Source organism: Salmonella sp. SJTUF15581 (assembly GCF_043356775.1).
GTDB lineage: Bacteria > Pseudomonadota > Gammaproteobacteria > Enterobacterales > Enterobacteriaceae > Salmonella > Salmonella enterica.
Window position 1 is genome coordinate 21,754 of sequence record NZ_JBEUJY010000006.1, and the last position, 21,924, is coordinate 43,677.

Sequence of the window (21,924 nt, forward strand, 5' to 3'; positions counted from 1 at the left end):
TATGACAGTGGATAGTAATACGTCTTCCGGGCGTGGGAACGATCCGGAACAGATTGATTTGATTGAGTTATTGCTACAGTTATGGCGTGGGAAGATGACCATTATTGTAGCCGTTATTATCGCCATTTTGCTGGCCGTAGGCTACCTGATGATAGCTAAAGAAAAATGGACATCCACGGCGATTATTACCCAACCTGATGCCGCGCAGGTTGCCACCTATACCAACGCGCTCAACGTCTTGTATGGCGGGAATGCCCCCAAAATCTCTGAAGTGCAGGCGAATTTTATAAGCCGCTTTAGTTCTGCGTTTTCCGCATTATCGGAAGCGCTGGATAATCAGAAAGAGCGGGAAAAGCTCACCATTGAACAGTCGGTAAAGGGGCAGACGCTGCCGCTCTCGGTTTCTTATGTGAGTACTACCGCTGAAGGGGCGCAGCGTCGGCTGGCGGAATATATCCAACAGGTGGATGAAGAGGTCGCTAAGGAACTGGAAGTTGACCTGAAAGATAACATCACGCTGCAAACCAAAACGTTGCAGGAGTCCCTTGAGACGCAGGAAGTTGTGGCGCAGGAGCAAAAAGATCTGCGTATTAAGCAAATCGAAGAAGCGTTGCGCTATGCGGATGAGGCCAAAATCACGCAGCCGCAGATTCAGCAAACCCAGGATGTTACCCAGGACACGATGTTCCTGTTGGGGAGCGATGCGCTAAAATCGATGATACAGAACGAAGCGACGCGTCCACTGGTCTTTTCTCCGGCCTATTACCAGACGAAGCAGACACTGCTGGACATTAAAAATCTGAAAGTGACTGCCGATACGGTGCACGTCTATCGTTATGTGATGAAGCCGACGCTGCCGGTCCGTCGCGATAGCCCGAAAACAGCCATTACCCTTGTGCTGGCTGTATTGCTGGGTGGGATGATCGGTGCCGGGATTGTGCTGGGACGCAATGCGCTACGTAGCTATAAGCCAAAAGTCTTGTAAGCTTCTTTGCCGGATGGTGGTCGGCTACGACAGGTAAAATTTCTCATTAAAAAACCGGGCATTGCCCGGTTTTTTTACGCTTATTGATGACGCTTACGAAGATTGTCGATCACGGTGGTGAGGTTGAGATCCTGATCCTGCAACAGCACCAGCAGGTGGTACATCAAATCAGACGCTTCATTGGTCAGCTCAACACGATCGTTAACGGTGGCCGCCAGCGCGGTTTCCACACCTTCTTCGCCAACTTTTTGCGCAATACGTTTAGTACCGCTGGCGTACAGTTTCGCCGTGTAAGAGCTGGCCGGATCGGCGGTTTTGCGCTCTGCCAGTAACTGCTCCAGTTGATACAGGAATAACCACTGATGGCCGGCGTCGCCAAAGCAGCTACTGGTACCTTTGTGGCAGGTCGGCCCGACAGGGTTTGCCAGCACCAGCAGTGTATCGTTATCGCAATCTGGCGCAATACTGACGACATTCAGCACATGGCCTGAGGTTTCGCCTTTGGTCCATAAACGCTGTTTCGTGCGTGAGAAGAACGTGACATGGCCGGATTCAATGGTTTTGTCCAGCGCTTGTGGGTTCATATAGCCCAGCATCAATACTTCGCCGGATACCGCATGTTGCACGATGGCTGGCATCAGGCCATCGGTTTTTTCCCAGTCCAGCTCGCGGCGTTGTTGCTCTGTTAACATATCCTGATCTCCACGCCCTGGCCTGCCAGGTACGCTTTTAATTCGCCAATATTGATGATTTGCTTGTGAAAAACGGAGGCGGCAAGCGCGCCGTCGACATCGGCATCACGGAATGCCTCAAGAAAGTGTTCCATCGTACCTGCGCCGCCGGAGGCGATCAGCGGCACGCGGCAAACGTCACGGACTTTTTTCAACTGCGTCAGATCGTAACCGTTACGCACGCCGTCCTGGTTCATCATATTCAGGACGATTTCCCCCGCGCCGCGCTGTTGTACCTCTTGCACCCAATCCAGCGTCTCCCACTGCGTCACGCGGGTACGGTTTTCATCGCCGGTATACTGGTTAACATGGTATTTCCCCGTGGCGTCGTCAAACCAGGTATCAATCCCGACGACAATGCACTGTACGCCAAAACGGTCAGCCAGACGGGTAATCAGCGTTGGGTCAGCCAGCGCCGGGGAGTTGATAGAGATCTTATCCGCCCCGAAAGAAAGAATTTTGGCGGCGTCGTCAATTGACCGGATACCGCCCGCTACACAAAACGGAATGTCGATCACCTCGGCAACGCGCGCCACCCAGCTTTTATCGACTACGCGGCCATCGCTGGAGGCGGTAATGTCATAGAACACCAGTTCGTCCGCGCCTTCGTCGGCATAGCGTTTGGCCAGCGGAACGATATCGCCAATGATCTCATGGTTGCGAAACTGTACGCCTTTCACCACCTGACCATCACGAACATCCAGACACGGAATTATACGTTTTGCCAGCATTGGATGGCCTCCTTAACGGTAAATTTCCCTTCCAGCAGAGCGCGCCCGACAATCACGCCGCGCACGCCGGTGCCGCGCAGGGCGGCAATATCATCGATATCGCCAATACCGCCGGAGGACTGAAAGGCGATCTGCGGATATCTGGCGCATACCTCTTCGTACAGCGAAACGTTAGAGCCCGCCAGCGTGCCGTCGCGAGAAATATCGGTACACAGTACATGTTTCAGGCCGACGGGGAGATAGGTCTCCACCAGTTGTTCCAGCGAGACGCCGGAATTTTCCTGCCAGCCGCTAACCGCCACCTGCTTGGTGCCGTGTTCGTCTATGCGAACGTCCAGCGCCAACACCAGCGCCTGCGCGCCAAAACGTTCAAACCAGCCTTTCACCACGTCAGGGGATTTCACCGCCGTTGAACCGATGACCACACGGGCAACGCCAGCTTTCAGTAATGCCGCAACGTCTTCTTCGGTACGCACGCCGCCGCCGACCTGAACAGGCACGTTCACGCCCGTGACCAGGGTTTTAATCAGCGGTATCTGTCGCTTAGCCGGATCTTTAGCGCCGGTCAGATCTACCAGATGCAGCACCCCGGCGCCCTGGGCGGCGTAATCCTGCAAACGGGGTAGGGGATCGTTACCGTAATCCCGCTGCCGGGCGTAGTCGCCCTGGTGGAGACGCACCACGGTGCCGTCAATTAAATCTAATGCCGGAATAATCATTACATCTCCAGGAAGTTTTTCAGCAACTGTGCGCCCGCCGCGCCCGAACGTTCCGGGTGGAACTGTACGCCGAAGAAATTATCTTTCTGTACCGCCGCGGTAAACGGCTCGCCGTAATTGCACTGGGCGATAGTCCACGGGTTGACCGGCATCGCGTAGCTGTGAACAAAGTAAAAATAGGCGCCATCTTCAATACCCTGAAACAGCCGGTTGCCCGCCTGCGGATACACGCGATTCCAGCCCATGTGCGGCAGCGGCAGACCAAAGTCGGTCATTTTCGGCACGTCTTGTTCGATAATGTTCAGCAGATCCACGCCGCGCGTCTCTTCGCTGCGACGACCCAGCAGTTGCATCCCTAAGCAGATACCCAGTACCGGCTGAGTACACGCTTTAATTAAGTCGATCAGTTCACGTTCGCGCAGTTGATCCATAGCGGCCTGCGCCGTACCGACTCCGGGCAGAAAGAGTTTGTCAGCGCGTAATACGATTTCCGCTTCGCGGCTGACCACCGGGGTGTAACCGTGGCGCGCCACGGCGGATTTTACCGAGCTTAAATTGGCGCAGTCGGTGTCAAGGATGACGACGTTCATCACAGCACTCCTTTAGAGGACGGTAATGTATCGCCCTCCACGCGAATAGCCTGGCGTAGCGTACGACCAAAGGCTTTAAACAAACTTTCGACACGGTGGTGATCGTTCTTACCTTTAGTCTTGAGATGCAGAGTGACGCCCATCGTGTTAGAGAGTGAGCGGAAAAAGTGTTCAATCATCTCTGTGCTCAAATCGCCCACACGCTGGTAGGTAAATTCAGCTTTATATTCCAGATGCGGACGACCGGAAATATCCAGCGCGCAGCGCGCCAGACATTCATCCATCGGCAGGACAAAGCCAAAACGACAGATACCGCGCTTGTCGCCGAGTGCCAGTTTTAATGCCTCACCGAGCGCCAGTCCGGTATCTTCTACCGTGTGGTGATCGTCGATATAGAGATCGCCCTTAACGGTAATCTCCATGCGAAAGCCGCCGTGGGTGGCGATTTGATCGAGCATATGGTCAAAGAAGCCGACGCCGGTATTAATCTTGCTGTTGCCTTCGCGATCCAGCCAGACGCTGACATCAATCTGTGTTTCTTTGGTGTTGCGGACCACATGCGCATAGCGATCGCGTTTCGTTAGCTGTTCGCCAATCATCGTCCAGTTCAGCGTTTCACGGTGATAGCGTAAACCAGTAATGCCCATATTATCAGCGAGCTGGATATCGGTCGCACGATCGCCAATCACATAGCTGTTGGCGCTATCCATCGCTTGTTCCGCAAGATAACGCTCCACCAGCTTCACTTTGGGCTTGCGGCAGTCGCAGTCGTCTGCGGGCAGGTGAGGGCAGATCAGCACCTCATCAAAGCGTACGCCCTGAGAGGTGAAAATCTGCATCATCAGGTTGTGCGGTCCGTCGAAGTCCGCCTGCGGGAAGCTTTGCGTGCCAAGTCCATCCTGGTTAGTGATCATCACCAGCTTAAAACCGGCTTTTTGCAGCTTCAGCAATACGGGAATCACCTCTGGCTCAAAGGCCAGTTTATCAAAGCGGTCTACCTGAAAATCGCTTGGCGGTTCGGAAATCAAGGTTCCGTCCCGGTCGATGAAAAGATACTTCTGACTCATACTGGCTCCGCACGTAAGGCGTCAATGACGCGCTGGTTTTCCTGGCGGGTGCCGACCGTAATCCGCAGGCAGCCGCTTAAAGAAGGTTGTTTATTCTGATCGCGTAAGATAATGCCCTGATCCCATAAGGATTTAAACACGCTGCTGGAGGCGGTAAACCGCGCCAGAATATAGTTGGTTTTAGAGTCAAAGACGTGTTCTACGCAGGCGGTCTGTTGCAGGGCATTCACCAGATACTGACGTTCCTGCACTGTCTGCGCCACGCGATCGCGCATTGCGTTTATTCCCTGCGGACTCAGCGCCTGGGCGGCGATATCCGCCACTGGCGTAGAAAGCGGATAAGGGGCGATCACTTTTAACAGCAGGTTGATCACCTCTTCATTAGCCAGCGTAAAGCCGCAGCGCAGACCCGCCAGCGCAAAAGCTTTCGACAATGTGCGCAGGATAACCAGATGAGGATATTCAACCAGCCAGCCTGCCAGCGTGGCCTGCGGGCAAAACTCAATATAAGCTTCGTCGGCGACGACTATCGCTTTACCGCGTGTCAACTCCAGCAGCGTGCGTAGATCCTGCGGGTTGATAAGTTGCCCGGTGGGGTTATTGGGGCTACAAACGAATACCACTTTTGTGCCGTCAAGGTTGTCGGAAATCCCCTGTAGATCCAGCTGCCAGTTTTCAAGCGCGGGAACCGTCCGGCGCTCTACGCCAATGGTTTCGGCGCTGACGCTGTACATACCGTAAGTGGGCGGACAGTAGAGAATGGCGTCTTTCCCCGGTTCGCAGAAGGCGCGGATCACCAGTTCGATCCCTTCATCCGCGCCGCGGCTGACCAGCACCTGCTCCGGCTTTACGCCAGCATATTGCGCGTAGTTTTCAATCACGGCCTTTGGCTGGCATTCCGGGTAGCGGTTAAGCGTTTGTTGGGTGAGCTGAAACTCCACCGCTGTCGGGAATTCATTCGCGTTCAGCCAGACATCGCCGTTACCGCCCAGACGGCGGGCGGACTGATACGGTACCAGGTTGCGGACATTTTCACGGGCTAAGTCAGCGACGCTGAGAGTGTTTTCAGTGCTCATGCTTGCTCCTTGAGGGCGTTTACGCGCAGGGTCACGGCATTTTTATGGGCGGTCAGACGTTCTGCCGCCGCCAATGTTTCAATGGTTGATGCCAGAGCGGAAAAGCCCGCTTTCGACAGTTCCTGAACGGTCATCCGTTTCTGGAAATCCGCTAACCCAAGGCTGGAACAGGTAGCAGTATAGCCATAGGTCGGTAAGACATGGTTGGTTCCGGAAGCGTAATCACCGGCGGATTCCGGCGACCAGTCGCCGAGAAATACCGAGCCTGCGCTGGTAATCGCATCCACCAAATCGCGCGCATTGCGCGTCTGGATGATTAAGTGTTCCGGCCCATACTGATTAGAGATGGCGACGCACTGCGCTAAATCTTTGGTCACAATCAGACGACTGGCGCTCAGGGCCTGCCGGGCGGTGTCCGCGCGCGGCAGCTCCGCCAGTTGACGTTCTACCGCCTCCGCCACCTTGCGGGCAATGTCAGCATCAGGCGTCAGCAGGATCACCTGCGAATCCGGACCGTGTTCTGCCTGGGAGAGCAGGTCAGAAGCGACGAAATCCGGTGTTGCGCCGCTGTCGGCGATCACCAGCACTTCAGACGGCCCGGCAGGCATATCGATAGCCGCGCCGTCGAGGCGCTGGCTGACCTGACGCTTGGCTTCGGTTACAAAGGCGTTGCCGGGGCCAAAAATTTTATCCACTTTCGGTACGGACTCGCTGCCGAAGGCCAGAGCGGCAATCGCCTGCGCGCCGCCGACGTTAAAGATTTCCTGCACGCCACACAGTTGCGCCGCATAGAGGATTTCATCAGCGATGGGCGGCGGCGAGCACAGAACCACGTTCTGACATCCCGCAATACGCGCCGGCGTCGCCAGCATCAGCACCGTTGAGAAGAGCGGAGCCGAGCCGCCGGGAATATACAGACCGACAGACGCGATGGGACGCGTAACCTGCTGGCAACGCACGCCTGGCTGGGTTTCCACATCTACAGGCGGTAGCGTCTGCGCGGAATGGAACGTTTCAATATTTTTGACGGCAGCGGCCATCGCCTGTTTTAATTCGTCGCTCAGACGCGCGCCGGCGGCGGCGATCTCTTCAGGGGTAATGCGTAGCGCTGTCACTTCTGTTTTATCAAATTTAGCGCTGTATTCACGCAGGGCATCGTCACCGCGTGTTTTTACATTATCCAGAATATCGCTGACCGTCCGGGTAATACTGTCAGAGGCGGAAATCGCCGGACGCGTCAGCAGCGCACGCTGCTGTTCAGGGCTACAGCTGTTCCAGTCAATCAGGGTATTGAAGCTCATGGTCTTTACTCCATCACAGGGTTCCGCCTTATCCGGCCTACTGAACCCAAAATATCAACGCATTACGTAGGCCTGATAAGCGCAGCGCCATCAGGCGTCAGATCACTCCATCATCTTCTCGATCGGCAGTACCAGAATCGAGCTGGCGCCAAGCGCTTTCAGTTTCTCCATGGTTTCCCAGAACAACGTTTCGCTGCTGACCATGTGCATCGCCACGCGCTGTTGCTCGCCCGCCAGCGGCAGAATTGTCGGCCTTTCGGCGCCTGGCAGCAGGGCGATAACCTCTTCCAGGCGTTCACTTGGCGCGTGCATCATGATGTATTTCGATTCGCGCGCCTGAATCACGCCCTGAATACGGGTCAGCAATTTATCGATCAGCTGTTGCTTGCTCTGTGCCATTTCACCGTCGCGCTGAATCAGACAGGCTTTAGAGCGGTAGATAACTTCGACTTCACGCAGGCCGTTAGCTTCAAGCGTCGCGCCGGTAGAGACCAAATCGCAGATAGCGTCGGCCAGCCCCGCGCGCGGCGCGACTTCGACAGAACCATTTAACAGACACGATTTAAAAGAGACGCCTTTCTGGTCGAGGTAGCGTTTGAGGAGGTGCGGATAAGAGGTAGCGATACGTTTACCGTCCAGCGCGGCCGGGCCGTCCCAGGCTTCGTCAACCGGCGTTGCCAGCGATAAACGGCAGCCGCCGAAGTCAAGACGGCGCAGGGTAAAATAGCGCGGATCTTCGCCCTGCGCGCGGCGGTTGAGTAGCTCTTCTTCCAGCACGTTTTCGCCGATAATGCCGAGATCGACCACGCCATCCATCACCAGACCCGGAATGTCATCATCACGCACGCGCAGGATATCAATCGGCATGTTTTCCGCCATCGCAATCAGGCGCTGAGTGTGTAAATTAATTTTTATGCCGCAGCGGGCCAGCAATTCTCGTGAATCATCGCTTAAACGGCCTGATTTCTGAATAGCTATGCGTAAGCGGGTGTTGTCTAACATTCTGCGTTCCTCTTTATCCTGTCTGAACCGGTCTGTATCGCGCGCCAAAAAAAAAAGCCCCCGGAAGATGATCTTCCGGGGGCTTTCTCATGCGTTCATGCACCACTGGAAGATCTGAATGTCTTCCAGCACACATCGCCTGAAAGACTAGTCAGGATGATGGTGATGATGGTGGTGTTTAAATTGAACGCGTGTCATAAAAATTCCGATGAATGCTTATTCATTTGATACCTTTAACCTAAACCACTTTTACGCCTTAAAGCAAGCGCTTTTTTCATTTCGCATTTATAGTATGAATTGTCAGTCACGGCGGGCTGGCGTAGCCTTATGTATAAGGCGTTAAAGTCAGGAGAAAATGGATGAAAAAGGTCGCAATTGTCGGTTTAGGTTGGTTAGGCATGCCGCTGGCAATGTCGCTGGCAGCGAGAGGCTGGCAGGTTACCGGCAGCAAAACCACCCTTGACGGGGTGGAAGCGGCCCGTATGAGTGGAATTGAAAGCTATCCGCTGCGTCTGGAGCCGGAGCTGGTCTGTGAGGCGGACGATCTTGACGCTCTGCTGGATGTCGATGCGCTGGTGATAACACTGCCCGCGCGCCGTAGCGGTCCGGGAGAGGATTTTTATCTGCAGGCAATGCAGGAGCTGGTCGACAGCGCGCTGGCTTATCGTATCCCGCGTATTATTTTTACCAGTTCGACGTCTGTTTACGGCGAGGCGCAAGGCGTGGTGAAAGAGAATACGCCGCGTAATCCGGTCACGGCCAGCGGGCGTACCCTGAAGGAACTGGAAGATTGGCTGCATAATCTGCCGGGCACGTCAGTAGATATTCTGCGGCTGGCGGGGTTGGTCGGGCCTGGACGCCATCCCGGTCGTTTCTTTGCCGGAAAAACCGCGCCGGATGGTCAACACGGGGTCAATCTGGTGCATCTTGAAGACGTGGTTGGCGCAATTACCCTCTTGCTACAGGCGCCAAAAGGGGGGCACATCTATAATATATGTGCGCCGGCGCATCCAGCCCGCAACGTGTTTTATCCGCAAATGACGCGCTTGCTGGGAATGGCGCCGCCGCATTTTCGTGACGCACCGGACAACGGCAAAGGGAAGATTATCGACGGTAGCCGGATTTGTAATGAGCTGGGATTTGAATATCAATATCCCGATCCGCTGGTGATGCCGATGGAGTGAGTCGCTGTCCAGCAGGTGGTCGCCATATAGCGCAAGGGGACGAGTATGAAACCACTGCTGGACGTTCTGATTATTCTTGATGCGTTAGAAAAAGAAGGCAGCTTCGCGGCGGCGTCGGCAAAATTATTTAAAACGCCGTCCGCCCTCAGTTATACCGTTCATAAGCTGGAAAACGATCTTAATATCCAACTGCTCGACCGTAGCGGGCATCGCGCGCGATTTACGCGAACCGGTAAAATGCTACTGGAAAAAGGCCGTGAAGTGCTGCACACCGTTCGCGAGCTGGAAAAGCAGGCGATTAAACTGCATGAAGGCTGGGAGAACGAACTGGTCATCGGTGTGGATGATACCTTTCCCTTTTCTCTTCTGGCCCCGCTTATCGACGCTTTTTATCAACGCCACAGCGTGACGCGCCTTAAATTTGTCAATGGCGTTCTCGGCGGTTCATGGGAGACGCTGACGCAGGGAAGGGCGGATATTATTGTTGGCGCCATGCGCGCGCCGCCGCCTGACACCGGCTTTGGCTTTGCAAGACTGGGCGATCTTGAACTGGTGTTTGCTGTCGCTCCGCATCATCCGCTGGTTCATGAAGAGGAACCGCTTAGCCGCCAGACGATCAAACGTTTTCGCGCGATTGTGGTTGGCGATAGCGTCCATTCCTCGCGATCAATAGGGTCTGAACTGCTCGACGCTCAGGAAGCGATTACCGTGTTTGATTTTAAAACCAAGCTGGAGCTGCAAATTAGCGGCCTGGGATGCGGCTATTTACCGCGTTATCTGGCGCAGCGATTTTTGGAAAGCGGCGCGCTTATAGAGAAGAAAGTTGTGGCGCAAATCGTCTATGAACCGGTGTGGGTTGGCTGGAATGAACAGACCGCCGGGCTGGCCAGCGGCTGGTGGCGGGATGAAATTTTAGCAAATAATGCTATTGCTGGGGTGTATGCAAAATCGCCGGTTTAAAAATCAATCGCTTATGAAAAATAATTTTTTGAACGCGCTCGCATTCTCTTGTCATTTCACTTCAATTTAGGGCAGAATACGCCGCTTGCAAAAAATGACACTAACCGACGTTTTAATACGCGTCGGTTATTTTTTTGCTTCAAACACATCATTCAATACCAAGAGGCCGGGCTTCGTACCGGATAGATACTTACTTAAAAATCGACAGTTGTTGTCGCTGAGGAATCCAGAAAATGGGGCAATTTTTTGCTTACGCGACGGCATTCGCCGTAAAGGAGAATGACCATGTCGCATAACGTTACTCCAAACACCTCTCGCGTGGAATTACGTAAAACGCTTACGTTAGTTCCGGTTGTAATGATGGGTCTTGCCTATATGCAGCCGATGACGCTGTTCGATACATTTGGTATCGTTTCAGGCCTCACTGACGGTCACGTACCGACGGCGTATGCATTCGCGTTAATCGCGATTCTGTTTACGGCGTTGAGCTACGGGAAACTGGTGCGTCGCTACCCTTCCGCGGGTTCGGCGTATACCTATGCCCAGAAATCCATCAGCCCGACCGTTGGCTTTATGGTGGGTTGGTCTTCTCTGCTCGATTATCTGTTCGCGCCGATGATCAACATTCTGTTGGCGAAAATTTATTTTGAAGCGCTGGTGCCCTCCATTCCGTCATGGGTGTTTGTCGTGGCGCTGGTGGCCTTTATGACGGCCTTTAACCTGCGCAGCCTCAAATCGGTCGCTAACTTCAACACCGTGATTGTAGTGCTACAGGTGGTGCTGATTGCGGTCATTCTGGGCATGGTGGTTTATGGCGTATTTGAAGGCGAAGGCGCCGGTACGCTGGCGAGCACCCGTCCGTTCTGGTCCGGCGATGCGCACGTTATCCCGATGATTACGGGAGCGACGATCCTGTGCTTCTCCTTTACCGGCTTTGACGGCATCAGTAACCTGTCGGAAGAGACCAAAGATGCTGAGCGCGTGATCCCGCGTGCGATTTTCCTGACCGCGCTGATTGGCGGCCTGATCTTCATCTTTGCAACCTATTTCCTGCAATTGTACTTCCCGGATATCTCTCGCTTTAAAGATCCGGATGCGTCTCAGCCGGAAATCATGCTGTACGTGGCGGGTAAAACCTTCCAGGTGGGCGCGCTGATCTTCTCTACTATCACCGTGCTGGCTTCCGGTATGGCTGCGCATGCAGGCGTTGCGCGCCTGATGTACGTAATGGGGCGCGACGGCGTATTCCCGAAAAGCTTCTTCGGTTACGTTCATCCGAAATGGCGTACGCCAGCGATGAACATCATCCTGGTCGGGGCGATCGCGCTGCTGGCGATTAATTTTGACCTGGTGATGGCGACGGCGCTGATTAACTTTGGTGCGCTGGTCGCGTTTACCTTTGTTAACCTGTCGGTGATTTCGCAGTTCTGGATCCGTGAGAAGCGTAATAAAACGTTGAAAGATCACTTCCAGTATCTGTTCCTGCCGATGTGCGGCGCGCTCACGGTTGGCGCGTTGTGGGTTAACCTGGAAGAGAGCTCAATGGTACTGGGCCTGATCTGGGCAGGTATCGGGCTGATTTATCTGGCGTGCGTAACTAAAAGCTTCCGCAACCCGGTTCCACAGTACGAAGACGTCGCGTAATCGCACGTATTATCGGCAATAGTAAAACCGGAGGCAGTGCCTCCGGTTTTTTATCTGCCATCCAGCACGCTTGCCGGATGGCGATGTCACTATTTATCCGCTCTGGATTAACAATGCCCGTCAGGCATTGGTCAATTACACAATCTCGGTTGCGTACTGCCACAGTGATTTCAGCAACCCCAGCTTCGTTTTCTCTTCCGCATACTGCTGAGAAAGCATCTGCAATTCATTGGCATACTGTTGTAAAAACTCCGGCGTCAGCACCTGACGTCGATGCTCCAGCCAGCGCTGCTGCTCTGCGTCATCCAGCGTACCGGGAAAATTGCGTGCGCGGTAATTAAACAGCAGCTTCTCAATGCGCTTATCGACAAAGGTAATATCCAGCGCGGGCAGGTTACGCGGCTCGGTTTCGAGTACGATTTTCATGGCTGCGCGATCGGCATCGCTGAAAAAACCATCATAGAGCTGGGCATCAACGTTATCCGAGGCGGCAAAAGGTTCGGCTTCGGCGAAAATCGCCACCACTTTGTCGCGGACCTGCGGGTTTTCACGTAGCACTTTCAGGTTATCCAGGCAATGCTGGCGGTTAATTCCCAGTCGGTCGGCATCCTCCGGGCGCAAGGTATTCGCCTGCGCCAGTACCGGACATTTATTGATATGCACCAGCTTTACCGGCACTGCGACGTGATCGCCAAGATCGGCTTTGGCCGTATAAAGCCGCTCGCGAAGGGTGTCGCTGTCCAGCTCAAGAAGAGGAGAAATATCGCCTGCTAAATCGACCATGATCACCGCGTTACGGTTTTCAGGATGCCACGCCAGCGGCGCGACCCAGCTTGTATTACCGCGCCACGCGCCAAACATGCCGGAGACATGCACCAGCGGCTTCATTTGCGGAACGTCAATCAGCGCCGCCAGTTTATGTTTACTGCGGTGGCTATAAAGATAATCAAACAGTCGCGGCTGGCGTGTTTTCACCAGTTGCGCCATCGCAATAGTGGCGTAGACATCCGCCATCGCATCATGCGCGTTGCTGTGTTCGATCCCGTTCGCCTGGGTTAAATGTTCCAGACGAAAGCTGGGCAGGCCGTCGTCGTTTTCCGGCCAGTTAATTCCCTCCGGGCGCAGCGCATAACAGGCGCGCATGACATCCAATAGATCCCAACGTGAATTATCATGCTGCCAGCTCCAGGCGTAGGGATCGTAAAAGTTGCGATAAAAAATATTGCGCGTGACTTCATCATCAAAACGCACATTGTTGTAGCCCACAACGCAGGTTTTAGGAACGGTAAACAGCGCATGAATGCGTCTGGCGAAAGCGGCTTCGTTTTCTCCTTTCTCACGCGCTTCCTGCGGCGTGATGCCGGTAATCAGCACCGCGCCGGGCTGCGGTAGATAATCATCAGCGGGTTTGCAATAAAACACCTCCGGCTCGCCAATAACGTTGAAGTCGTTATCCGTACGGAGCGCGGCGAATTGCGCTGGTCTGTCGAGGGCCGGATGCGTACCGAAGGTTTCGTAATCGTGGAAGAGGAATGTGCTCTGTATGCTGTCGTTTTTAACTGTCACTTGATGTACACGCCTGATGTTATCTGTATATGAAATATTTTATTCTTTTATTTTGTCGTTGATTGATTGTATTTGTACACCAATTGATATCGTTGCTAATGTTCGTACATGCGATGGTGAGTACATAAACATTAAAATCATTGAGTACAAAATACTAAAATGACCATCAGCGACACTAAGCTACGCTCCCTCTATGGTAAACCATATTCCGGCCCATCTGAAATTACTGATTCTGATTTAGTACTGTATGGAATTTAGGCCAGGGTCAATCTGGCCGGGATCTCAAAAATGCATGGACTAAAACGGGTCTATTTACAGAGGGACACAACGCTGTGTCCCTTAATTCCATGCGGGTTGAGGCTGGACTACGCCCAGGCCAGTGGCAGGATGGATGACAGAACACTCGGGAAATATTTTCTGGCATGACGTTGCATACTATCCGCCACAACGCTGGTACAGGTAAAGGCGCCATGGAGGCCGTGAAAACGGTCGGACCACTCGGTAAACTGTTCGCTGGATGGGAATATCGCCGGAGACAGCTCCCAGGCTTTCTGCATCAGCGCCTCCGCATAGCCTCTCAGGGCCGGCGGAGAGTCATGCTCAGTGCCGAAAATGGCGCTGGAGGAATAGCGTGCGAATGCGGTACTGAGACAGAACAGGGTTTCCGCCTGCTTCTGTGGGGTGGCGTCCGTCAGGTGATAAGCACTGAGGATGTGCTGGTAGTGTGCCGGGCTGAGTTTGCCTTCAGGAAGCAAGGGGTCAAAAATGGTGGCCAGACGCGACACTGAGGCATCATCAATCAACTTCACGGTGGAATGTTTCTGGTTCGTGGCGGCAATAAACTGCTGGTTCAGCTCCCCGTTATCTTCAGTGCTGAGGATGATATCAATCAGCTCCCCAAAGCGTCGCTGCGTGGCCTGCTGATTAAATGCGGCGAGAAACACCGGAAAGTCATGACGGAATAACTCTACCGGAGAGATTTGCGCGGTGGAAACGTTCTCTCCGGCTCGCAGCAGGTAAAAGTTGTCCCATGCAGTGTCAGGAGTAGGGTTTAGCATTGTTAACAGCGTGTCAGTGGAGAGCATCATCGCCGTGTCTGAATCCTGGGAGGAAAGCAGCAGGAAATTATCTGCAGCGCGGGTTGTCCAGTCCGGGCTGCCGTCATAATTGCCGAAGAGCCCATTATGGATGTGGGGAGACACCGCCGGGTGAGCAAGATACTGTTCATAAAGCGCTGCAGCTTTCTGGCGGGTGCCATCAGTGCAGTCCACGCCTGTCATACAGTGTAAAATCACCTGATTAAAGAGTCCGCTGTGAGTGGTCATGGCGGCGCTGTTCCTGTCAAACGAATCCAGCAACACAGGCAGTATGCGCTGCTGATAATATGTGTCAGGAGTCGGCAGGGGAACGTCATTATAGGTCTGGCACTGGTGGGCAAAAAAACGTTCCTGAACAGGCCCGAGCCACTCGCGGATAAGCGCACTTTGCGTATAGGGAGGGTGGGCCAGTACGCTTACCAGCGAACTTTCAACTGGCCGGATACATGCCTCTGTTAAGCGGCCACCCCGCAATGACTTCACCAGGTCTTCCATTGCCCGGACTTTTTCCTGACTGTATTTATCGGGCAGGCTGTCAATGGTCATCAGAATACTTTTACCATTATTGTGCTCATGATTTAAAAATCCATCCACAGCGTTCTCACTCCAAAGGAGTGGCATTTGCAGCCAGATATCACCTAGACGAATAAAATTTCCGCCCCCTAACACTGACGGAGGTGATGAATTATCCGGTTCATTTAAAATAACGCCGGAGAGGTTGGCTTTGTGACGTATAAACGTATTTTTTAATGTTGTATTAATAAAAGAGGGCTGTTGTCGTGTAGTAATTGAATACTGTAAAGTCAGTTCATTCATGTCTGAATTACTAAATTTTGTATTACTGCAGACTACATCACTCAGTGTCGAATAAGTGAATCGGCATTCGTCAAAATGTAAATGAGATATATCAGAATAAGTAAATTTTGAATTTGAAAAGTTGAACCCCTTAATAATATCGCCGTCTCGCTTCATGAAGCTGGTGGGCAATATTTTGCTGAATGTAATATTACGGAAATCTGCGTTTGAAAAATCGCGATCTGCGGCCGTAAGGGTTTCTCCGGCTTTCTGTCGTAAAAGTGCATCCGTGAGTTTCTTAGCCCATTCGGCAGGTGATGACGGGGAAGACGTAGCCTGAAGTGAGAGGGAGGGTGATACTGGTGGTGTTCTACCTTCAGAAACAGTGGGCCTGTTATTGGCTGATACAGAGACTCCACCGGGGAGTGGGGCCGCACCTGTCACTCTGTAATTATAATCACATGTTTGATTTGCAATATGCTTACGCATGAATGCTGCATTCATTTTTGAGACATCTTCTGCTGAAATATTTTTCTTACCTGCATTATTTGTATCTTTAATATTTTTAACAGTAATCAATGTTTTGTTTAAGGTGTTTTTATCTTTCGGCTGAAAGAAGTCTTTTATTTTTTGTGGTAACGCGAACTCAATCGATGAGCTCTTTCCTGTTTTAAGTTTTTCATTTAAAGAAGCATGCGTGTTTTTAACACTGGTTATTTTTGAGGCGAACCCGTTTTTCGTATGTTCACGAATAGAGGTAATTAATTTTTTAACCTGGTTAGGAATAGTAGAAAAATTAATTGCGCCTGATGATATCTTCATTAGAATTCCTTATCAACATCATTATGGAAAAACGGTCTGGATTTTTAACGCCTTAAAAGTAAGCTTCATATGTCGGTATGGCGATGGAGATCACAATTCACCATGTTATCTGGCAGGTTTCTTTCAGAAAGTGTCCATCCTGTCATCATGTCACCGTATTGTGGGACGCTGACGTATCTGCGGAAAAATCAAGGCATAAGGGAGCGGGTCGGGTAACGAAGCCCGTGTGCACGCAAAAGTAAACCCGCTTCGATGCTCAACCAGCGTTTTTCACCGGCATTCGGGATATCGTCGGCGGACATTCCGGCGCGTATGAGAAAGAACTGCGTAAAGCGCGTGAAATCGCTTTTCAGGAAATAATCGTTTTCTTTTAAATATTATTACGTGTTATTGGAATTGTATCATTTTTATAATTAACAGCGGGTTGTTTGGTAATTCTGCTGATTATTCAATGACAGTCCATGTGCGTGTTCAGGAAATGTAAAATATTTATAAAATAAAAGGTTTTATCGTGTTGGCGTGTTCATTTTAACAACTATTTCAAATTGTGATTGAAGCCGACATTTCATAATACAAATTAAATATAATCTTCAGCTATATCTAATAACAGGAGGTTATATGAGCATTAGTCGTCGTTCTTTTTTGCAGGGGGTAGGCATCGGCTGCTCTGCCTGCGCACTGGGCGCTTTTCCGCCCGGGGCGCTGGCGCGCAACCCGATTGCCGGCATTAACGGTAAAACCACGCTAACGCCAAGCTTGTGCGAAATGTGTTCCTTTCGTTGCCCTATTCAGGCGCAGGTAGTCAATAACAAGACCGTTTTTATCCAGGGCAATCCTTCTGCGCCGCAGCAGGGGACGCGCATATGCGCCAGGGGCGGGAGCGGCGTCAGCCTGGTCAATGACCCGCAACGGATTGTAAAACCTATGAAACGCACCGGGCCACGCGGCGACGGTGAATGGCAGGTGATTAGCTGGCAACAGGCTTACCAGGAAATCGCGGCGAAAATGAATGCCATCAAAGCGCAGCATGGCCCCGAGACCGTGGCTTTCTCTTCCAAATCGGGCTCGCTCTCCAGCCATCTTTTCCATCTGGCTACGGCCTTTGGTTCGCCTAATACCTTTACTCACGCCTCAACATGCCCTGCCGGGAAAGCCATTGCGGCAAAAGTGATGATGGGCGGCGATCTGGCGATGGATATCGCTAACACGCGCTATCTGGTTTCGTTTGGCCACAATTTGTATGAAGGGATTGAAGTTGCCGATACCCATGAGTTAATGACCGCGCAGGAGAAGGGGGCCAAAATGGTGAGCTTCGATCCGCGTTTGTCGATATTTTCCAGCAAGGCGGATGAGTGGCACGCTATTCGTCCCGGGGGGGATTTAGCGGTTCTGCTGGCGATGTGCCACGTCATGATTGATGAACAACTCTACGATGCGTCTTTTGTTGAGCGTTATACCAGCGGATTTGAACAGTTAGCACAGGCGGTAAAAGAGACGACGCCGGAATGGGCCGCCGCGCAGGCCGATGTCCCAGCCGACGTTATTGTCCGGGTGACACGCGAACTGGCCGCCTGCGCGCCTCACGCTATTGTCAGTCCTGGTCATCGCGCGACGTTCTCGCAGGAAGAGATCGATATGCGGCGTATGATTTTTACGCTTAATGTACTGCTCGGTAATATTGAGCGCGAAGGTGGGCTATATCAGAAAAAAAACGCGTCTGTTTACAATAAACTGGCCGGAGAAAAGGTCGCGCCAACGCTGGCGAAACTCAACATTAAAAATATGCCGAAACCGACGGCGCAACGCATCGATTTGATCGCACCGCAGTTTAAATATATCGCCGCTGGCGGCGGCGTGGTGCAAAGCATTATTGACGCGGTGTTAACCCAGAAGCCTTACCCGATAAAGGCGTGGATTATGTCGCGGCATAATCCTTTCCAGACCGTCACCTGTCGTTCGGACCTGGTAAAAACCGTTGAGCAACTGGATCTGGTGGTCAGTTGCGATGTCTATTTGAGCGAGAGCGCGGCGTATGCCGACTATCTGCTGCCGGAATGCACTTATCTCGAACGGGACGAAGAGGTATCGGATATGTCGGGACTGCACCCGGCTTACGCTCTGCGCCAACAGGTCGTAGAGCCGATTGGCGAGGCGCGTCCGAGTTGGCAAATCTGGAAAGAGCTTGGCGAGCAGTTGGGATTAGGGCAGTACTATCCGTGGCAGGATATGCAGACGCGCCAACTCTATCAGTTGAACGGCGACCATGCCTTAGCGAAGGAACTGCGACAGAAAGGGTATCTCGAATGGGGCGTTCCGCTGCTATTACGCGAACCAGAATCCGTTCGCCAGTTTACGGCGCGTTACCCCGGCGCTATCTCGACGGACAGTGACAACACCTATGGCGAACAGCTTCGCTTCAAATCGCCCTCCGGCAAAATCGAACTTTATTCCGCAACCCTGGAGGAATTGCTCCCAGGCTACGGCGTTCCGCGCGTTCGTGACTTTGCGCTTAAAAAAGAGAATGAGCTTTACTTCATTCAGGGCAAGGTGGCCGTGCACACCAATGGCGCGACGCAGTACGTACCTTTACTCAGCGAGCTAATGTGGGATAACGCGGTCTGGGTCCATCCGCAAACGGCGCAAGAAAAAGGCATTAAGACCGGAGATGAGATCTGGCTGGAAAATGCTACGGGTAAAGAGAAAGGTAAGGCGCTGGTGACGCCCGGTATCCGTCCGGACACGCTTTTTGTCTATATGGGATTTGGCGCTAAAGCTGGGGCCAAAACGGCGGCGACGACACACGGTATCCACTGTGGCAATTTACTGCCGCACGTGACGAGTCCGGTATCCGGTACGGTAGTGCATACCGCAGGCGTGACTCTGAGCCGGGGATGAGGGAGGAGGGAACCATGAATCATTTAACGAATCAGTACGTCATGCTGCATGATGAAAAACGTTGTATCGGCTGCCAGGCGTGTACCGTTGCCTGCAAAGTGCTTAATGACGTACCGGAGGGATTTAGCCGCGTACAGGTACAAATTCGCGCCCCTGAACAGGCATCCAACGCACTAACCCATTTTCAATTTGTCCGCGTCTCCTGTCAGCACTGTGAAAATGCGCCATGTGTCAGCGTTTGTCCTACCGGAGCGTCATATCGTGATGAAAACGGGATCGTGCAGGTGGATAAATCGCGCTGTATTGGCTGCGATTATTGTGTTGCCGCGTGTCCTTTCCATGTGCGCTATTTGAATCCGCAAACCGGTGTCGCCGACAAGTGTAACTTCTGTGCCGACACGCGGTTGGCGGCTGGCCAGTCTCCGGCGTGCGTATCCGTTTGCCCAACGGACGCGCTGAAATTCGGCAGACTGGATGAGAGCGAGATCCAGCGCTGGGTCGGTCAGAAAGAGGTCTATCGCCAGCAGGAGGCGCGTAGCGGCGCGGTCAGTCTGTACCGTCGTAAAGAAGTCCATCAGGAGGGTAAAGCATGAATACTATCTGGGGAGCGGAACTACATTATGCGCCAGATTATTGGCCGCTGTGGTTAATTTACGCAGGCGTCGTGGTGCTGCTCATGCTTGTTGGGCTGGTTATCCATGCGTTATTGCGCCGGATGCTGGCGCCAAAAACGGCGGGCGGCGAAGAGCATCGTGACTATCTCTACTCGCTGGCGATTCGCCGTTGGCATTGGGGAAATGCGTTACTGTTTGTTTTATTACTGTTAAGCGGTTTATTTGGTCATTTTTCTCTCGGCCCTGTAGCGCTAATGGTACAAGTGCATACCTGGTGTGGTTTTGCCTTACTGGCTTTCTGGGTCGGGTTTGTGCTGATCAACCTCACCACAGGTAACGGGCGTCACTATCGGGTAAATTTTTCCGGACTGGTAACGCGCTGCATACGCCAGACGCGTTTTTACCTTTTTGGCATTATGAAAGGGGAAGCGCATCCGTTCGCGGCAACAGAGCAGAATAAGTTCAATCCACTGCAACAACTGGCATATCTGGCGATTATGTACGCGCTGGTACCACTGTTAATCATCACCGGTTTGCTGTGTCTCTATCCGCAGGTTGCGGGTCTGGGCCCTGTGATGCTGGTGCTGCATATGGCGCTTGCTATCATCGGCTTACTGTTTATTTGCGCGCATCTCTATCTGTGTACTCTTGGCGACACGCCGGGACAAATTTTCCGTAGCATGGTTGACGGCTATCATCGTCATCGTACCGCGCCGCGCGGGGATAAGTCCGCCGTCTGAGCGTATCCATAAAATAATGTCAGCAAGAAAATGTGCCTTGTGTCACATTTTCTTGCAATTTATCCATGTTTGTTTAACTGAACTTCCGTAAAAAGAACGGCAAATAGAGACCATCCTGAGGACATGCTGTTGAAACGCCGTTTGTTTATTGCCGCTTCTTTATTCGCGATGCACCTTTCTCCTGCGCTTGCGGCCGATGCCGTAAGTTTTGCTCCCCAACCGCCAGCCATTGATGCAGGCGCCTGGGTGTTGATGGATTACACTACGGGACAGGTTCTTACCGCCGGTAATGAACACCAGCAACGTAATCCCGCCAGCCTTACCAAGCTAATGACGGGCTACGTCGTCGATCGCGCCATCGATAGTCATCGTATCAGCCCTGACGATATCGTCACCGTTGGGCGCGACGCCTGGGCGAAGGATAATCCGGTGTTTGTCGGCTCCTCGTTGATGTTTTTAAAAGAAGGGGATCGCGTGTCGGTGCGTGATTTAAGCCGTGGCTTAATTGTGGATTCCGGTAACGATGCCTGTGTGGCGCTGGCGGATTATATCGCGGGCGGGCAGCCGCAGTTTGTGGCGATGATGAACAGCTATGTGAAAAAACTCAATTTACAGGATACCCATTTTGAAACCGTCCACGGTCTGGATGCGCCGGGACAACATAGCTCCGCGTATGATCTGGCCGTACTCTCCCGGGCGATTATTCACGGCGAACCTGAATTTTATCACATGTACAGCGAGAAAAGCCTGACCTGGAACGGCATCACGCAGCAGAACCGCAACGGCTTGTTATGGGATAAGACCATGCATATCGATGGGCTTAAAACCGGACACACATCGGGGGCGGGATTTAATCTTATCGCATCGGCGGTGGACGGGCAGCGTCGACTTATCGCCGTCGTGATGGGAGCGAAAAGTTCGAAAGGTCGTGAGGAACAGGCGCGAAAACTGTTGCAGTGGGGCCAGCAAAACTTTGCGACGGTGCAGATTTTGCACAGCGGTAAAAAAGTGGGCAGCGAGCGAATCTGGTATGGAGACAAAGAAAAGATTGCGCTGGGTACGGAACAGGATTTCTGGATGGCGCTGCCCAAAGCGGAAATTCCGCATATCAAAGCAAAATATGTGCTGGATAGAAAAGAGCTGGAGGCGCCAATCGCCGCTCATCAACGGGTAGGTAAAATAGAGCTCTACGATCGGGATAAACTGATCGCTCAGTGGCCGCTGGTCACTCTGGAATCGGTGGGTAAAGGCGGTATGTTCTCTCGTCTGAGCGACTATTTTCAGCATAAAGCGTAAGCCGTTGTCACACACCGTTCACCGTCATCTGAGGTGTCAAAAGGGCGGGATTGCGAGGTTGCTCACAAAATGATCACGCTGTCCTTGTGACCGTAAAAGGCTGTAATTA

Annotated in this window: 20 protein-coding genes, 2 pseudogenes and 1 other annotated feature; of the genes and pseudogenes, 11 read left to right on the forward strand and 11 right to left on the reverse strand. The window is 52.6% G+C overall.

What is annotated here, in order from left to right; genetic code table 11:
• The first annotated feature begins 1 nt into the window (after position 1).
• Entirely contained in the window at positions 2 to 985 is a 984-nt protein-coding gene (gene wzzB, locus ABVN36_RS12110; RefSeq protein ID WP_000215256.1) for an LPS O-antigen chain length determinant protein WzzB, read from the forward strand.
• An 80-nt stretch (positions 986 to 1,065) separates the two neighbouring features.
• Here the strand turns inward: wzzB and hisIE are convergent, their stop codons facing one another.
• From hisIE to hisL, 9 genes are all read right to left on the reverse strand, one after another.
• Positions 1,066 to 1,677 carry a bifunctional phosphoribosyl-AMP cyclohydrolase/phosphoribosyl-ATP diphosphatase HisIE gene (hisIE, locus tag ABVN36_RS12115; protein WP_000954844.1) on the reverse strand — a complete coding sequence of 204 codons (612 nt, stop codon included), beginning with the start codon at positions 1,675 to 1,677 and terminating at the stop codon, positions 1,066 to 1,068.
• Complete coding sequence (hisF, locus tag ABVN36_RS12120) at positions 1,671 to 2,447, reverse strand: imidazole glycerol phosphate synthase subunit HisF (RefSeq protein ID WP_000880125.1); 777 nt, start codon at positions 2,445 to 2,447, stop codon at positions 1,671 to 1,673. The genes hisIE and hisF overlap by 7 nt, the downstream gene beginning before the upstream one ends.
• Positions 2,429 to 3,166, reverse strand: a complete 738-nt coding sequence (hisA, locus tag ABVN36_RS12125; RefSeq protein ID WP_001528470.1) for a 1-(5-phosphoribosyl)-5-[(5-phosphoribosylamino)methylideneamino]imidazole-4-carboxamide isomerase — start codon at positions 3,164 to 3,166, stop codon at positions 2,429 to 2,431. The genes hisF and hisA overlap by 19 nt, the downstream gene beginning before the upstream one ends.
• The gene (gene hisH, locus ABVN36_RS12130; RefSeq protein WP_023138011.1) at positions 3,166 to 3,756 is read right to left on the reverse strand and encodes an imidazole glycerol phosphate synthase subunit HisH; all 591 of its coding nucleotides are present in this window, start codon (positions 3,754 to 3,756) and stop codon (positions 3,166 to 3,168) included. The genes hisA and hisH overlap by 1 nt, the downstream gene beginning before the upstream one ends.
• Entirely contained in the window at positions 3,756 to 4,823 is a 1,068-nt protein-coding gene (hisB, locus tag ABVN36_RS12135) for a bifunctional histidinol-phosphatase/imidazoleglycerol-phosphate dehydratase HisB (RefSeq protein WP_023138010.1), read from the reverse strand. Before hisB ends, hisH begins: the two co-directional genes overlap by 1 nt.
• On the reverse strand, positions 4,820 to 5,899 hold the full coding sequence (gene hisC / locus ABVN36_RS12140; RefSeq protein ID WP_023138009.1) for a histidinol-phosphate transaminase: 1,080 nt from the start codon (positions 5,897 to 5,899) through the stop codon (positions 4,820 to 4,822). Before hisC ends, hisB begins: the two co-directional genes overlap by 4 nt.
• The gene (gene hisD / locus ABVN36_RS12145) at positions 5,896 to 7,200 is read right to left on the reverse strand and encodes a histidinol dehydrogenase (protein WP_023138008.1); all 1,305 of its coding nucleotides are present in this window, start codon (positions 7,198 to 7,200) and stop codon (positions 5,896 to 5,898) included. Before hisD ends, hisC begins: the two co-directional genes overlap by 4 nt.
• A 102-nt stretch (positions 7,201 to 7,302) precedes the next feature.
• Entirely contained in the window at positions 7,303 to 8,202 is a 900-nt protein-coding gene (hisG, locus tag ABVN36_RS12150) for an ATP phosphoribosyltransferase (protein WP_000886600.1), read from the reverse strand.
• 48 nt (positions 8,203 to 8,250) lie between these two features.
• Positions 8,251 to 8,374 (reverse strand) — a sequence feature (His leader region).
• Positions 8,350 to 8,400, reverse strand: coding sequence for a his operon leader peptide (gene hisL / locus ABVN36_RS12155; protein ID WP_001364200.1), 51 nt, complete (start codon positions 8,398 to 8,400; stop codon positions 8,350 to 8,352). It overlaps the preceding feature by 25 nt.
• 161 nt (positions 8,401 to 8,561) lie before the next feature.
• Between hisL and ABVN36_RS12160 the strand changes: the two genes are divergently transcribed.
• The 4 genes from ABVN36_RS12160 to plaP all read left to right on the forward strand — a co-directional run bounded on the left by ABVN36_RS12160 (position 8,562) and on the right by plaP (position 11,990).
• Positions 8,562 to 9,386 carry an SDR family oxidoreductase gene (locus ABVN36_RS12160; RefSeq protein ID WP_000754718.1) on the forward strand — a complete coding sequence of 275 codons (825 nt, stop codon included), beginning with the start codon at positions 8,562 to 8,564 and terminating at the stop codon, positions 9,384 to 9,386.
• A gap of 45 nt (positions 9,387 to 9,431) precedes the next feature.
• Positions 9,432 to 10,346, forward strand: coding sequence for a LysR family transcriptional regulator (locus tag ABVN36_RS12165; RefSeq protein WP_000803316.1), 915 nt, complete (start codon positions 9,432 to 9,434; stop codon positions 10,344 to 10,346).
• A gap of 233 nt (positions 10,347 to 10,579) precedes the next feature.
• Positions 10,580 to 10,642: a membrane protein YoeI gene (yoeI, locus tag ABVN36_RS12170; protein ID WP_096335044.1), complete on the forward strand. Its 63-nt coding sequence runs from the start codon at positions 10,580 to 10,582 to the stop codon at positions 10,640 to 10,642.
• Positions 10,632 to 11,990, forward strand: a complete 1,359-nt coding sequence (plaP, locus tag ABVN36_RS12175) for a putrescine/proton symporter PlaP (protein ID WP_001519005.1) — start codon at positions 10,632 to 10,634, stop codon at positions 11,988 to 11,990. Before yoeI ends, plaP begins: the two co-directional genes overlap by 11 nt.
• Positions 11,991 to 12,125: 135 nt before the next feature.
• Here plaP and sbcB read toward each other — a convergent pair whose 3' ends face one another.
• The gene (sbcB, locus tag ABVN36_RS12180) at positions 12,126 to 13,556 is read right to left on the reverse strand and encodes an exodeoxyribonuclease I (protein ID WP_023138006.1); all 1,431 of its coding nucleotides are present in this window, start codon (positions 13,554 to 13,556) and stop codon (positions 12,126 to 12,128) included.
• Between the two features lie 159 nt (positions 13,557 to 13,715).
• On the opposite strand from sbcB, the pseudogene ABVN36_RS12185 reads away from it, so the two are divergent.
• Positions 13,716 to 13,793 (forward strand): annotated as a pseudogene (locus tag ABVN36_RS12185) (hypothetical protein); the annotation flags it as partial.
• Between the two features lie 128 nt (positions 13,794 to 13,921).
• On the opposite strand, the gene sopA reads toward ABVN36_RS12185, so the two are convergent.
• On the reverse strand, positions 13,922 to 16,270 hold the full coding sequence (gene sopA / locus ABVN36_RS12190; protein ID WP_023138005.1) for an SPI-1 type III secretion system effector HECT-type E3 ubiquitin transferase SopA: 2,349 nt from the start codon (positions 16,268 to 16,270) through the stop codon (positions 13,922 to 13,924).
• A 266-nt stretch (positions 16,271 to 16,536) separates the two neighbouring features.
• On the opposite strand from sopA, the pseudogene ABVN36_RS12195 reads away from it, so the two are divergent.
• The 5 genes and pseudogenes from ABVN36_RS12195 to dacD form a co-directional block, all read left to right on the forward strand.
• Positions 16,537 to 16,629: pseudogene (locus ABVN36_RS12195) on the forward strand (heavy metal-binding domain-containing protein); the annotation flags it as partial.
• A 259-nt stretch (positions 16,630 to 16,888) separates the two neighbouring features.
• Positions 16,889 to 19,165, forward strand: a complete 2,277-nt coding sequence (gene phsA / locus ABVN36_RS12200; protein WP_023138004.1) for a thiosulfate reductase PhsA — start codon at positions 16,889 to 16,891, stop codon at positions 19,163 to 19,165.
• Positions 19,166 to 19,179: 14 nt separating this feature from the next.
• Positions 19,180 to 19,758 carry a thiosulfate reductase electron transport protein PhsB gene (phsB, locus tag ABVN36_RS12205; protein WP_001016236.1) on the forward strand — a complete coding sequence of 193 codons (579 nt, stop codon included), beginning with the start codon at positions 19,180 to 19,182 and terminating at the stop codon, positions 19,756 to 19,758.
• The gene (phsC, locus tag ABVN36_RS12210) at positions 19,755 to 20,519 is read left to right on the forward strand and encodes a thiosulfate reductase cytochrome B subunit (protein ID WP_001092553.1); all 765 of its coding nucleotides are present in this window, start codon (positions 19,755 to 19,757) and stop codon (positions 20,517 to 20,519) included. Before phsB ends, phsC begins: the two co-directional genes overlap by 4 nt.
• A gap of 123 nt (positions 20,520 to 20,642) precedes the next feature.
• A complete protein-coding gene (dacD, locus tag ABVN36_RS12215) occupies positions 20,643 to 21,815 on the forward strand; it encodes a serine-type D-Ala-D-Ala carboxypeptidase DacD (protein WP_023138003.1) in 1,173 nt (390 codons plus the stop codon).
• Positions 21,816 to 21,924: the final 109 nt, after the last annotated feature.

What these genes read in the sequence shown, in the direction of transcription:
- wzzB (WP_000215256.1), top strand. Translation starts at nt 2, where the DNA reads ATGACAGTGGATAGTAATACGTCTTCCGGGCGTGGGAACGATCCGGAA.
- dacD (WP_023138003.1), top strand. Translation starts at nt 20,643, where the DNA reads ATGCTGTTGAAACGCCGTTTGTTTATTGCCGCTTCTTTATTCGCGATG.
- phsA (WP_023138004.1), top strand. Translation starts at nt 16,889, where the DNA reads ATGAGCATTAGTCGTCGTTCTTTTTTGCAGGGGGTAGGCATCGGCTGC.
- phsB (WP_001016236.1), top strand. Translation starts at nt 19,180, where the DNA reads ATGAATCATTTAACGAATCAGTACGTCATGCTGCATGATGAAAAACGT.
- hisH (WP_023138011.1), bottom strand. Translation starts at nt 3,756, where the DNA reads ATGAACGTCGTCATCCTTGACACCGACTGCGCCAATTTAAGCTCGGTA.
- sopA (WP_023138005.1), bottom strand. Translation starts at nt 16,270, where the DNA reads ATGAAGATATCATCAGGCGCAATTAATTTTTCTACTATTCCTAACCAG.
- phsC (WP_001092553.1), top strand. Translation starts at nt 19,755, where the DNA reads ATGAATACTATCTGGGGAGCGGAACTACATTATGCGCCAGATTATTGG.
- hisG (WP_000886600.1), bottom strand. Translation starts at nt 8,202, where the DNA reads ATGTTAGACAACACCCGCTTACGCATAGCTATTCAGAAATCAGGCCGT.
- hisA (WP_001528470.1), bottom strand. Translation starts at nt 3,166, where the DNA reads ATGATTATTCCGGCATTAGATTTAATTGACGGCACCGTGGTGCGTCTC.
- plaP (WP_001519005.1), top strand. Translation starts at nt 10,632, where the DNA reads ATGTCGCATAACGTTACTCCAAACACCTCTCGCGTGGAATTACGTAAA.
- hisC (WP_023138009.1), bottom strand. Translation starts at nt 5,899, where the DNA reads ATGAGCACTGAAAACACTCTCAGCGTCGCTGACTTAGCCCGTGAAAAT.
- hisB (WP_023138010.1), bottom strand. Translation starts at nt 4,823, where the DNA reads ATGAGTCAGAAGTATCTTTTCATCGACCGGGACGGAACCTTGATTTCC.
- hisD (WP_023138008.1), bottom strand. Translation starts at nt 7,200, where the DNA reads ATGAGCTTCAATACCCTGATTGACTGGAACAGCTGTAGCCCTGAACAG.
- ABVN36_RS12160 (WP_000754718.1), top strand. Translation starts at nt 8,562, where the DNA reads ATGAAAAAGGTCGCAATTGTCGGTTTAGGTTGGTTAGGCATGCCGCTG.
- hisIE (WP_000954844.1), bottom strand. Translation starts at nt 1,677, where the DNA reads ATGTTAACAGAGCAACAACGCCGCGAGCTGGACTGGGAAAAAACCGAT.
- hisF (WP_000880125.1), bottom strand. Translation starts at nt 2,447, where the DNA reads ATGCTGGCAAAACGTATAATTCCGTGTCTGGATGTTCGTGATGGTCAG.
- ABVN36_RS12165 (WP_000803316.1), top strand. Translation starts at nt 9,432, where the DNA reads ATGAAACCACTGCTGGACGTTCTGATTATTCTTGATGCGTTAGAAAAA.